Origin of the sequence: Idiomarina sp. X4, from assembly GCF_002808045.1 — a bacterium.
Taxonomy (GTDB): Bacteria; Pseudomonadota; Gammaproteobacteria; order Enterobacterales; family Alteromonadaceae; genus Idiomarina.
Genome location: NZ_CP025000.1, coordinates 190,966 through 203,309 on the forward strand (window position 1 = coordinate 190,966; position 12,344 = coordinate 203,309).

The 12,344-nt window shown below is 46.7% G+C and carries 11 protein-coding genes and 2 tRNA genes; all 13 read right to left on the minus strand.

The genetic code is table 11. The annotated features are described in order from the left end of the window. Positions 1–130: 130 nt before the first annotated feature. The 13 genes from rpsO to ftsH all read right to left on the minus strand — a co-directional run bounded on the left by rpsO (position 131) and on the right by ftsH (position 12,331). Positions 131–400: a 30S ribosomal protein S15 gene (gene rpsO, locus CWC33_RS01060; protein WP_100690441.1), complete on the minus strand. Its 270-nt coding sequence runs from the start codon at positions 398–400 to the stop codon at positions 131–133. A gap of 95 nt (positions 401–495) precedes the next feature. Then, positions 496–1,458, minus strand: a complete 963-nt coding sequence (gene truB / locus CWC33_RS01065) for a tRNA pseudouridine(55) synthase TruB (RefSeq protein ID WP_100690442.1) — start codon at positions 1,456–1,458, stop codon at positions 496–498. 3 nt (positions 1,459–1,461) lie between these two features. Beyond that, complete coding sequence (gene rbfA, locus CWC33_RS01070) at positions 1,462–1,845, minus strand: 30S ribosome-binding factor RbfA (RefSeq protein ID WP_100690443.1); 384 nt, start codon at positions 1,843–1,845, stop codon at positions 1,462–1,464. Positions 1,846–1,853: 8 nt separating this feature from the next. Continuing rightward, the gene (gene infB, locus CWC33_RS01075) at positions 1,854–4,541 is read right to left on the minus strand and encodes a translation initiation factor IF-2 (RefSeq protein ID WP_088768512.1); all 2,688 of its coding nucleotides are present in this window, start codon (positions 4,539–4,541) and stop codon (positions 1,854–1,856) included. Between the two features lie 26 nt (positions 4,542–4,567). Continuing rightward, the gene (nusA, locus tag CWC33_RS01080) at positions 4,568–6,067 is read right to left on the minus strand and encodes a transcription termination factor NusA (protein ID WP_100690444.1); all 1,500 of its coding nucleotides are present in this window, start codon (positions 6,065–6,067) and stop codon (positions 4,568–4,570) included. A gap of 23 nt (positions 6,068–6,090) precedes the next feature. Next, entirely contained in the window at positions 6,091–6,549 is a 459-nt protein-coding gene (gene rimP, locus CWC33_RS01085; RefSeq protein WP_100690445.1) for a ribosome maturation factor RimP, read from the minus strand. A gap of 171 nt (positions 6,550–6,720) precedes the next feature. Further along, positions 6,721–6,797, minus strand: a tRNA-Met gene (locus tag CWC33_RS01090). A gap of 76 nt (positions 6,798–6,873) precedes the next feature. Then, a tRNA-Leu gene (locus CWC33_RS01095) sits at positions 6,874–6,960 on the minus strand. Positions 6,961–6,967: 7 nt separating this feature from the next. After that, positions 6,968–7,309, minus strand: a complete 342-nt coding sequence (secG, locus tag CWC33_RS01100; RefSeq protein WP_100690446.1) for a preprotein translocase subunit SecG — start codon at positions 7,307–7,309, stop codon at positions 6,968–6,970. Between the two features lie 7 nt (positions 7,310–7,316). Continuing rightward, entirely contained in the window at positions 7,317–8,075 is a 759-nt protein-coding gene (gene tpiA, locus CWC33_RS01105) for a triose-phosphate isomerase (RefSeq protein ID WP_100690447.1), read from the minus strand. 86 nt (positions 8,076–8,161) lie between these two features. After that, positions 8,162–9,502 carry a phosphoglucosamine mutase gene (gene glmM, locus CWC33_RS01110; protein ID WP_100690448.1) on the minus strand — a complete coding sequence of 447 codons (1,341 nt, stop codon included), beginning with the start codon at positions 9,500–9,502 and terminating at the stop codon, positions 8,162–8,164. Continuing rightward, a complete protein-coding gene (folP, locus tag CWC33_RS01115) occupies positions 9,499–10,314 on the minus strand; it encodes a dihydropteroate synthase (RefSeq protein ID WP_088768518.1) in 816 nt (271 codons plus the stop codon). The genes glmM and folP overlap by 4 nt, the downstream gene beginning before the upstream one ends. 70 nt (positions 10,315–10,384) lie before the next feature. Continuing rightward, the gene (ftsH, locus tag CWC33_RS01120) at positions 10,385–12,331 is read right to left on the minus strand and encodes an ATP-dependent zinc metalloprotease FtsH (protein ID WP_100690449.1); all 1,947 of its coding nucleotides are present in this window, start codon (positions 12,329–12,331) and stop codon (positions 10,385–10,387) included. Positions 12,332–12,344 lie beyond the last annotated feature (13 nt).

The window sequence follows — 12,344 nt, forward strand, 5'->3', positions numbered from 1 at the left end:
ATTTGTCTCGCCGCATAGTATAAGGGAATTGTGACAAAATTAAGACCCATAAGACTAAAAAGAAGACAAAAAAAGGGCTGAATTTTACAATTCAGCCCTTTCTTACAGAATTTTTTCTTTGTTCAGTGTCTTAGCGACGGATGCCTAGACGCTCAACAACTGATAAATAACGCTTTTCGTCTTTACGCTTAAGGTAGTCAAGCAATTTACGGCGACGGCTAACCATGCGTAACAGTCCACGACGTGAGTGGTGGTCTTTTTTGTGCGCTTTAAAGTGGTCTTGAAGCTCAGCCAGGTTTTTAGTCAACAAAGCGATTTGTACTTCTGGAGAACCTGTGTCGTTCTCGCCTTGACCAAACTCTTTTACGATTTCAGCTTTCTGTTCAACAGTTAGTGACATAATAACTCCTAATTGTGTGAAATATCCGCCTCCGATCACTAATTCAGGGGCGGGAGAAGCGCGTATTATATAGAGCCAACGCCCAAAATCAATGATTATTTCAAATCATCGAGAGAGAACTCACAGAATTCAAGCGCCAAGACTCTTTTGGGCCAAAAACGATTATCATCCCTCAGAGCTCCGACACCAATAAACTCCTTTCCACCATCATGGCGCTCACACCACATACGACATTGATCGCCAACAGCAACCTCACGGTCTAAGCAATTATCTACCGGCTGCCCATGAAGTAAATCTCGTGCTTCAGAACGAGTGACTTTTTGCTCGGGTAAGGCATGTAGCAGACAGTCAACCGAATGCAGCTGCGCGTCCAGATCGCCCGCTTCAGCTAATTGCTCCAGCTGTTCTATAGTCAACATATTATCCGCGTTTAAGTCCGCCACACCATTTCTATGAAGTAACGAAACATGCGCTCCACACCCTAATGCCTGACCCAGGTCATCGATTAATGTGCGTATATAAGTCCCTTTGCTGCAGCTGACCTGTAACTCAAGAACCTCACCAACTAACTGAATAAACTCAATGGAGTGGATGGTTATCTCACGCACTTTTTGTGGGACGTCAATACCGCGGCGAGCGTAATAATACAATGGTCGACCTTCGTGCTTAAGCGCGGAATAGATAGACGGAGTTTGTTGTTGCGGCCCAATAAACCGCGGCAGTTTTCTCCGAATATCGTCTTCGGTAATATTGACTGCCTTACGCTCTACTTCCTCGCCCTCTGCGTCACTCGTCGTTGTACGCACACCCAAAGTGGCTTCAACCCGATAACTTTTATCCGCATCAAGCAGGTATTGAGAAAATTTAGTGGCCTCCCCTAAACACACGGGCAATAAGCCGGTTGCTAAAGGATCCAGAGCGCCGGTATGACCGGCTTTTTGAGCGTTGTATAGGCGTTTAACACGTTGAAGGGCATGATTGGAACTCATGCCCTTCGGTTTATCCAGAAAGACTACGCCACAGACAGGACGCCCTTTGCGGGGACGAGCTTTGCCCATTGCTTAGTCCTCTGAATCAGTCTTATTTTTGTTGTCACGTGCGCGTGCTTCTGCCACCAGCTTACTCATACGAATACCTTCATTTAACGAGGTGTCGTGATGAAATTTCAGCTCAGGCACAATGCGCGCTTTAATCCGCTTACCTAAAAGTGAACGAATGAAACCAGCCGCTTGATTTAAAATTCTAAGTGCTGTTTTCGTCTCTGCTTCGTCATCATTAAAAAAGGTAACGAATACTTTGGCGTACGCTAAATCTCTTGATACTTCTACATCGGAAACCGTCACCATGCTAACGCGAGGGTCTTTCACCTCGCGCTGTATGATAAGTGCGATTTCACGTTGTAACTGATGCCGCACCCTTTCGGTGCGGCTAAAGTCTTGTGGCATACCTTTCCTTAAAGCTTACGTTCAACTTGAACCGTTTCGAAGACTTCGATTTGGTCGCCTTCTTTAACGTCATTGTAGTTCTTAACACCGATACCACATTCCATACCGTTACGAACTTCCTGAACGTCATCTTTAAAGCGACGCAGTGATTCAAGCTCACCTTCGTAAATAACTACGTTGTCACGCAAGACTCGAATTGGCGCTGAACGCTTTACAATACCTTCAGTGACCATACAGCCGGCGATAGCACCAAGCTTAGGCGACTTAAAGACATCACGAACTTCAGCAAGACCAATGATTTCCTGCTTGAACTCAGGCTGGAGCATACCGCTCATCGCCGCTTTTACTTCGTCAATCAAGTCATAAATAACACTGTAATAACGGAGATCGACGTTTTCCTGTTCTACCAGTTTTCTAGCCGCTGCTTCCGCACGAACGTTGAAACCAACGACGATAGCGTTAGAAGCGCTTGCCAGAGAAATATCAGTTTCGGTGATACCACCGACACCGCTACCAATAATATTCACTTTCACTTCATCGGTAGACAGTTTGGTCAATGCATCAGAAATTGCTTCAAGTGAACCTTGAACGTCTGACTTAAGAACAATATTCAACTCGGAAACATCGCCTTCTTCCATGTTCGCAAACATATTTTCCAGCTTCGCTTTCTGCTGCTTAGCCAGCTTCACTTCACGGTATTTACCTTGACGGTAATTTGCCACTTCACGGGCCTTACGCTCGTCTTTTACAACGGTCGCTTCATCACCTGCTTGTGGGACACCGGATAGACCCAATATTTCCACTGGAATTGATGGGCCGGCTTCTTTAATTTCTTGACCATTTTCGTCACGCATCGCGCGAATTTTTCCGTACTCAAGACCACAAAGAACCACATCACCTTGTTTCAGCAAACCACGCTGAACAAGAATTGTTGCTACTGGTCCACGACCACGGTCAAGACGTGATTCAACCACGATACCTGACGCCATTCCGGTTTTTTCCGCTTTAAGGTCAAGGACTTCAGACTGCAGCAGCACGCCTTCTAGCAGTTCATCAATTCCCAATCCACTGTGTGCGGACACTGGAATAAACATGGTATCACCGCCCCAGTCCTCAGGAATAACATCCAACTGAGACAGCTCGTTTTTCACACGGTCTGGGTCAGCTTCTTCTTTATCCATTTTGTTGATAGCAACAATTAATGGAACGCCAGCTGCTTTCGCGTGTTGAACGGCTTCTTTAGTTTGCGGCATAACGCCGTCATCAGCCGCCACTACGAGAATAACCACGTCCGTCGCACCTGCACCTCGAGCACGCATTGACGTAAACGCAGCGTGTCCCGGAGTATCCAGGAAAGTGACCATGCCTTGATCGGTTTCTACGTGATACGCACCAATGTGCTGTGTAATGCCGCCAGCTTCGCCGGAAGCCACTTTCGCTTTACGAATGTAATCCAGCAGTGACGTTTTACCGTGGTCAACGTGACCCATAACGGTGACAACAGGTGCGCGCGGCGCTTCTTCACCACCTTCATGGCGATCAGATAGCACTTCTTCTTCCAGCGCATTATCTTTAACCAATGCGGGTTTATGACCAAGCTCTTCAACAACCAGAGCGGCTGTATCCTGATCCAGAATTTGGTTGATAGTGACCATTTCGCCCATTTTCATCATGGTTTTAATCAGGTCACCTGCTTTAACCGCCATGCGGTTTGCCAGTTCACCCACCGTAATGGTTTCACCGATTTTTACTTCTCGCTCAACAGGTTGAGCGGGTTTATTAAAGCCTTGTTGCAAAGAAGCTCCTCTACGAGCGCCCTTACGACGCTTCTCGCGACGCGGTGCGTCTTCATTTTCTTCATCTTTACGACGACGTTTTTTATTACGACGGCGACTTTTGCGTTCTTCATCGAAGTCCTGAGCGTCTTCTGCTTCCTGAGCTGTAGAAGACGTTGTAAAGTGCACATCTTCCTGCTCTTGCTGCTTACGTTTTTGCTCTTCTTCTTCCCAGCGTTTTGCGTTTTCTTCTGCCAGTTTACGAGCTTCTTCCGCTTGCGCTTCCGCTTCTTTTTCCGCCTTTTTACGGGCTTCTTCTTCTTGCTGACGTTTCAGTTTTTCAGCTTCTTCTTTCGCTTTATCAGCAGCTTCACGTTCTTCTGGCGTCATCGCAGCGCGCTTTTCAGCTTCTGCTTTTTGGCGTGCTTTTTCTTTCTCTTTTCGAGCCTTTTCTTTCTCAGCCTTTTCCTTCTCGGCTTTCTCGCGCTCCGCTTTGGCTTTTGCCTCTGCTTCTTTGCGCTGCTCTTCTTCACGCTTTTGCTCTTCTTCGCGGCGTTTCGCTTCCGCCGCCTCTTGCTCTTTCGCTACACGTTCTTGTTCTTCACGCTCTGCTTCTTCTGCAGCTGAGCGTTTAACGTAAGTCCGCTTTTTACGAACTTCAACTTGTACCGATTTAGAATCACGACCACCGCCAACACTCAGCGTGCTCTTGGTTTTTCGTTTCAGTGTCATTTTGCTGGGTTCAGAGCTGCCACCACCGCCATGTTGGCGATTTAGGTGAGCCAGCAACTTTTGTTTCTCTTCTTCATTAACTGAGTCGCCAGCTTTTTTGTTCATGCCCGCTTCAGCGAACTGCTGAACCAGACGATCAACTGTTGTACCGACATCTTTGGCCAGCTTTTCGAGCGTTACTTCTTCCATAGTCTGTTGTACCTCCGCTGATCGTTTTACTGTTCTTCACTGAACCAGCAAATATTGCGGGCTTTCATTATTAAATCGCCAGCCTGCTGTTCATCAAGTTCTTCAATATCGGCTAAGTCATCAATGCCCTGCTCTGCTAATTCTTCCAGAGTGGTCACGCCTTTACTTGCTAATACGTAAGCAAGGTGGCGATCCATTCCTTCTAAGTTTAACAAGGTTTCATCAGGTTCAGCCGATTCTAAAGACTCTTCGTTAGCCAATGCTTTCGTCGTTAAGTAAGCGCGAGCACGACCACGAAGCTCTTCTACAATATCTTCATCCATTCCTTCAATTTCAAGGAACTCTGCAACTGGCACATAAGCGACTTCTTCAAGCGATGAGAAGCCTTCTTCTACCAATACAGTTGCGAAATCTTCGTCAATATCCAAGCTTGAAATAAACAAGTTTAACAAGCGTTGCGTTTCCGCTTCGTTTTTCTCATTAAACTCATCTTCTGTCATGACGTTTAACGTCCAGCCTGTTAACTGGCTTGCCAAGCGAACATTCTGACCACCTTTACCAATAGCCTGTGCCAGATTATCTTCTGCTACGGCAATATCCATGGTATGGGCATCTTCATCAACAACAATAGACGCCACTTCTGCCGGTGCCATTGCATTGATAACAAATTGTGCCGGGTTGTCGTCCCAAAGGACAATATCGACTCGTTCGCCGCCCAGCTCGCCCGATACGGCTTGAACACGGGCGCCCCGCATACCAACACACGCGCCAACAGGGTCTATTCGCTTATCATTGCTCTTAACAGCAATTTTAGCACGTGAGCCTGGGTCGCGTGCAGCACCGCGAAGCTCTATCATTTCTTCGCCAATCTCTGGGACTTCAATGCGGAATAGCTCTAACAGAAACTCAGGATGCGTTCGGCTAACAAACAGTTGAGCACCGCGCGCTTCTGGCTTCACGTCATAAAGCAAACCACGGATACGGTCGCCAGGACGAACCGATTCACGCGGCAGCATTTCGTCACGATAAATAATAGCTTCGGCATTGTTACCTAAATCTAAAATCACGTGCTCTCGGTTAGCGCGCTTTACAATACCACTAACCATTTCACCGACTTGGTCACGATATTCATCAACCACTTGTGCACGTTCAGCTTCACGAACCTTTTGCACAATAACTTGCTTTGCCGTTTGCGTGGTGATGCGGTCAAACTGAATGGAATCAATTTGCTCTTCAACATAGTCACCTAAATTCAGTGACGGATCTTCATACTGCGCTGCTGATAAACTTATTTCGCGGTACGGATGTTCCAAGCCTTCATCAGAATCTTCAACCACCAACCAACGGCGGTAGGTATCGAACTCACCGGTCTGACGATCAATATCAATACGTACATCAATATCGCCTTCGTACTTCTTTTTAGTCGCGTGCGCCAAAGCTGACTCTAACGCTTCAAAAATCTTTTCTCTTGGGACGGCTTTTTCGTTTGAAACCGCTTCTGCGACTAACAGTATTTCTTTACTCATGAGTGCTGCCTCGCCAACGCAATCTAATCAAATCTTGGAACCAGGTGAATGCTTTTTACATCGCGCATTTTCACCTGAAGCGTATCGTCATCGACAGTTAAAGTCAGTGTGTCGTCTTCAACTGCGTCCAGTAATGCCTGAAATTTTCTTTTGTTTTTCTGGGCGGCTACCAACTGCACTGCAACAGTTTCATTGATATAGGGCACCATTTGCTCGGTATTAAAAAATGGCCTTTCCATACCGGGAGAAGAAACTTCCAGGTTATATTCAGCATTTATCGGGTCTTCAACATCTAACAAAGAACTAACCTGATAACTAACATCTGCGCAATCATCTACACTGATACCATTTGGGTGATCAATATATACGCGCAATGTCGAAAATTTACCTGCGCGAACAAACTCAACGCCCCACAGCTCGTACTCCAGAGCTTCAACCGCGGGTCGAATAATGTCTGTTAGCCGTTCCTGCAAATTTGCCAATTACTGCCTCCTAAAAACAAAAAAAGGGCGCAAGCGCCCAGTGTTCTGGCTATCTTAAGATAGCTAAGGTCACATAGCAAAAAGCCCCGAGCTGCTGCGGGGCTTTTTAAACACTGGACCCTTTGTCAGTTATTCAACGAAGTCTATTACCATGTCCTACTTCATTGAATTTGGTTGCGGGGGCAGGATTTGAACCTACGACCTTCGGGTTATGAGCCCGACGAGCTACCAGACTGCTCCACCCCGCGTCCGAAACTTGTTGCACATTATACGTTTTTTTCTTTTATTTTCAAGCTCTGAAGCAACAATCAGAGAGAAATTAATTGGTGCAGAAGGCGGGACTTGAACCCGCACGCCCGTTAGAGCACTACCCCCTCAAGATAGCGTGTCTACCAATTCCACCACTTCTGCGAATGCTTTAGTTAACCGGCGGTACGTCCGACGATTCGTCTTCGTTACTTTCAGCTGGCGGCAACTGCTCTTCTTGTTCCGGAACCGATAAATCAGAGAAGTCGTCAGTCGATTCGCCAGTTGACGTTGATAAGTTACCTAACGCCAAACTCAAAACAAAAAACACAACGGCCAAAACCGCTGTCGTTCTGCTCAAGAAATTACCCGACCCTGACGATCCAAATACGGTATTTGAAGCACCAGCGCCAAACGATGCGCCCATGTCTGCACCTTTACCTTGTTGAATCATGATAAATCCAATCAAGATAATGGCCACGACCAAAAATGCGATCATTAAAAATTCATACATAATTAAATTACCCTTGTGCTGCCTGGCAGATGCTTAGGAAGTCGTTAGTTTTTAAACTTGCACCGCCTATCAGGCCACCATCAATGTCTTTTTGTGAAAACAATTCTTTTGCGTTATCTGGCTTGACTGAACCACCGTATAACAATGGCAATTTATTGCCAATTTCACCGAACAAGTCGACAACCAGTGCTCTTAAATTTTCATGCACTTCCTGAGCTTGTTCAGGTGTTGCTGTGTCACCTGTTCCTATTGCCCAAACAGGTTCATAAGCAACAATAATTTTTCCTGCGTTGTCAGTGGCGACGTCCTGCAATGCATTTTTCACTTGCTGCGATACCACATTCCAGGTTTCGCCTGCGTCTCTTTGTGACTTGTTTTCGCCAACACAAAGAACCACTTGTAAATCCGCGCTCAATGCTGATTTAATTTTCCGGTTAATTTGCTCATCATTTTCAGCAAACAACTGACGTCGCTCTGAATGACCGATTAACACATAACCAACACCGGCTTCTTTTAACTGGGACGTTGATACTTCACCAGTGTAAGCACCACTTTCATGCTCAGATACGTTTTGCGCACCAACGGCTATATCGTCGTAGTAACATTCACGCGTTAAATCAGAAATAAGCGTAAAAGGAGGACAAACGACAACGTCAACAGCATTAAATTGCTCTTTGTTATCTCTTAAAAACGCCGTCATTTCTTTGACCAACGCTTTATTTCCATTCATTTTCCAGTTTGCAATCACTAACGATGCATTTGGCATAATTTGTCCTCTACTTCAGAGCGCGGGAATAGTAGCGAAACCCGCTCAAAGATACAAGCAACATTTTTAGCAAAGCCGCTAAGTGTTTAATTTGTAGCCGCTTCAACTTCGCTGGCGATTTGTTGAGCATAAGCGCGCACATTCCCCTCATCCTCTCCTTCTACCATGACTCGGATAAGCGGCTCAGTACCTGACTTACGTAACAGCACCCGGCCTTTGTCACCGAGAGCTGACTCAACTTCTTTAACGACACTTTTCACTGCCGACGACTCAAGTGGCTGTTGACCCTTTTCAAAACGAACATTGACCAGTACTTGAGGCATTTTCTTAAAGTCACAACTCAACTGCTCTAATGACTTTCCTTCCTGATACATAGCCGCTAACACTTGCAGACCAGCAATAATACCATCGCCTGTCGTGTGGTGCTGGCGGTTGATTAAGTGCCCGGAGTTCTCACCGCCTAAATACCAGTCGCGCTTAACCAGTTCTTCTATAACATAGCGGTCGCCGACTTTTGCTCTCACAAAAGGTATATTGCGCTTGTTCAGTTCGCGTTCAAGAGCAAAATTAGTCATTAAGGTGCCGACAATGCCACCTTGCAGTTGCCCTTGCTGTTGCGCAGTGACTGCTAACATGTATAGAATTTCATCACCATCAATCGCACGTCCATTTTCGGTGACCATCATAATGCGATCGCCATCACCATCTAAAGCTATGCCTAAATCTGCTTTTTGTTTAATCACCGTTTTTTGCAGCGCATCGAGGTGTGTCGCACCGCATTCATGATTGATATTTAAACCGTTCGGCTCTGTACCAATTTCAGTCACTTTTGCGCCTAACTCACGAAATACATTAGGGGCGATGTGATAGGTTGCTCCGTTAGCACAGTCGACAACAATATGCATACCTTCGAGGGTCATCTCATTAGGGAACACGCTTTTACAAAACTCAATGTAACGACCTGCTGCATCATTAATTCTCCGAGCGCGACCAAGCTCTTCCGAAATAACACAGTCCATCGGCTCATCAATAAGACGTTCTATTTCAAGCTCCGTAGCATCAGGCAGTTTATGACCATTGTCGGCAAAGAATTTTATACCGTTGTCATAATAAGGATTATGTGAAGCACTAATCACAATACCAGCCGCCGCTCTAAAGGTTCGGGTCAAGTAAGCAATTCCGGGGGTCGGCATAGGCCCTAGAAAATCAACGCCAACACCCGCAGAAGCCAAGCCCGCTTCAAGCGCTGACTCCAGCATATAGCCTGACACGCGAGTATCTTTACCTACCAATACTCGACTTGCGCCTTTCGCTGCTAAGGCTCGACCTGCGGCCCAACCTAATTTCACCGCAAAGTCAGGGGTTATGGGGTAGTCTCCAACTCGACCACGGACACCGTCGGTGCCGAAATACTTACGCTCGCTCAAATGTGCTCTCCTTCTAATGTTGCCGCGACGACTTTCATCGCATCAACCGTTTCCTTTACATCGTGAACGCGAATTATACGTGCTCCTTTCATTGCTGCAATGGTTGCACCGGCTAAACTGCCTGCCAATCGTTCACTCACGTCTCGTCCGGTCACATGGCCAATCATACTTTTGCGTGACAAACCAATGAGCAATGGCAATTGCAATTCATGAAACGCCTGCAGCCGTTGTAGTAGTTGATAATTGTGTCGGGGGGTTTTGCCAAAACCGAACCCGGGGTCGAGCCAAATTTTTTCTCGTGCTATGCCCGCCGCCGTGCAAACATCTATTCGCTCTTGAAAAAAGCGTTTAACGTCGCAGACAACATCGTCGTAATGTGGTTGCTCTTGCATGGTGCGCGGTTCGCCCTGCATGTGCATCAGGCATACTTCTGCACCAGACCTAGCCGCCGCCTCAACTGCCCCAGCTTCTCTTAACGCGTTCACATCGTTTATCAAACTTGCACCGGCGTTAACACTTTCAGTCATAACTGCCGCTTTAGTTGTATCGATAGAAACCGGTATCTCAAAGCGCTGCTTTATTGCTTCTATAACAGGAATAACTCTCTCCAGCTCTTCAGCCTCACTAACCGCATCCGAACCGGGACGGGTCGACTCCCCACCAATATCAAGAATATCCGCACCATGCTCTATGAGTTCACTTGCTCGACTGATGGCTACGTCTAACTGATTGTAGCGACCGCCATCCGAAAACGAGTCTGGCGTCACATTCAAAATACCCATTACTTGCAAAGGCTTTGGATTCTTAGGCATAGCAGCTCCCAATTTGCTTCCCTATTACAAAAAAGCCACCTTGCGGTGGCTCTTTAAATTTACCTACTTCTTATGACGTCGCGTCACCGGGCTTATCAACATTGATAGGTCGGTTTGGGCGCTCTTCGGTATCGTCAGCCTTCGCTGTACCGCCGTTAGTGCCGTCGCCATCGTTGTTGTTATCCGTCCAGCCTTTTGGCTGTCTTACATCACGACGATTCATTAAATCATCAATTTGGTCCGCATCGATAGTTTCATATTTTACCAACGCGTCTTTCATCGCATGAAGAATATCGATGTTTTCTTCAAGAATTTGCTTCGCACGCTGGTAGTTCTTATCAATGACAGATTTCACTTCTTCATCAATAGCCCGTGCTGTGTCATCGGACATATGCTTATGCTGAGTCACTTGACGGCCAAGGAACACCTCGTTTTCGTCTTCAGCATAAAGCAATGGACCCATTTTTTCCGATAAGCCCCACTGAGTCACCATTTTACGAGCAATTTCTGTTGCTCTCTCAATGTCGTTAGAAGCGCCAGTCGTGACTTTTTCATCGCCATAAATAATGGCTTCGGCCAGACGACCACCAAACAAGCTGGAAATCATGCTTTCCAAGTGCTGCTTGCTGTGACTAACTCGGTCTTGCTCGGGCAGGTACATCGTCACACCCAACGCACGGCCACGTGGAATGATAGATACTTTATAGACAGGATCATGCTCTGGCACTAAACGACCAACAATCGCGTGACCCGCTTCGTGATACGCGGTCATCGCTTTCTCATCATCGGTCATGACCATCGAGCGGCGTTCTGCGCCCATCATTATCTTGTCTTTAGCCTTGTCGAACTCTTCCATTGCAACGACACGCTTATTACCGCGTGCAGCAAACAAGGCTGCTTCGTTCACTAAGTTCGCTAAGTCTGCACCAGAAAAGCCTGGTGTACCGCGAGCAATAAGTTCTGGTTTAACATCGTCGCCCAGCGGTACTTTGCGCATGTGAACTTTTAATATCTGTTCACGACCTCGAACATCTGGTAAACCAACCACAACCTGACGGTCAAAACGACCCGGTCTTAGTAAAGCTGGGTCAAGTACATCAGGACGGTTAGTAGCGGCAATAACGATAATACCCTCGTTGCCTTCAAAGCCGTCCATTTCAACCAGCATTTGGTTCAGCGTTTGTTCACGCTCGTCATGGCCTCCACCAAGACCGGCACCACGCTGACGACCTACCGCATCAATTTCATCGATGAAGATGATACAAGGCGCTGATTTTTTCGCCTGCTCAAACATATCACGAACACGCGAGGCGCCAACACCGACAAACATTTCAACGAAGTCAGAACCCGAAATACTAAAGAATGGTACTTTGGCTTCTCCTGAAATCGCCTTCGCCAGCAAAGTTTTACCGGTACCAGGAGGACCAACCATTAGCACGCCTTTCGGGATTTTGCCGCCCAGGCGTTGGAACTTCGATGGATCTTTTAAGTAGTCAACCAACTCGGTTACTTCTTCTTTGGCTTCGTCGCAACCAGCCACGTCTTTGAACGTTGTTTTTATTTGCTCGTCGCTCATTAAACGGGCTTTACTCTTACCGAACGACATGGCGCCTTTGCCACCACCGCCTTGCATTTGACGCATGAAAAATATCCATACACCAATAAGCAACAGCATTGGGAACCATGAAATGAAAATAGACGCAAGAATACTTTGTTCCTCAGGAGGAGTACCTTGTGTTTGAACGTCGTTCGCCAATAAATCGTCCAGAATTTTTGGATCGTACTGGGTTGGAACAACCGTTTTATAAGATTGTCCATTTCGAGTTACCCCTGAAATCGTGCGTCCATCATCACCGAATTCAGCCTTGCGAATGTTGCCATTGTTAACCTGACTTACAAACTCATTGTACGCCATGGTCGAAGACGACGACTCGCTAGGACTGAAGCTCTGAAAAACGCTCATCAGCACTACGGCTATTACCAGCCACAAGATGAGATTCTTTGCCATATCGCTCAAAGCCTATTACCTC

Bases quoted from the DNA above. Each gene is read 5' to 3' on its own strand.
- rbfA (WP_100690443.1), bottom strand. From the start codon at position 1,845: ATGCCACAAGACTTTAGCCGCACCGAAAGGGTGCGGCATCAGTTACAA.
- rpsO (WP_100690441.1), bottom strand. From the start codon at position 400: ATGTCACTAACTGTTGAACAGAAAGCTGAAATCGTAAAAGAGTTTGGT.
- folP (WP_088768518.1), bottom strand. From the start codon at position 10,314: ATGCCTAAGAATCCAAAGCCTTTGCAAGTAATGGGTATTTTGAATGTG.
- secG (WP_100690446.1), bottom strand. From the start codon at position 7,309: ATGTATGAATTTTTAATGATCGCATTTTTGGTCGTGGCCATTATCTTG.
- tpiA (WP_100690447.1), bottom strand. From the start codon at position 8,075: ATGCCAAATGCATCGTTAGTGATTGCAAACTGGAAAATGAATGGAAAT.
- truB (WP_100690442.1), bottom strand. From the start codon at position 1,458: ATGGGCAAAGCTCGTCCCCGCAAAGGGCGTCCTGTCTGTGGCGTAGTC.
- infB (WP_088768512.1), bottom strand. From the start codon at position 4,541: ATGGAAGAAGTAACGCTCGAAAAGCTGGCCAAAGATGTCGGTACAACA.
- nusA (WP_100690444.1), bottom strand. From the start codon at position 6,067: ATGAGTAAAGAAATACTGTTAGTCGCAGAAGCGGTTTCAAACGAAAAA.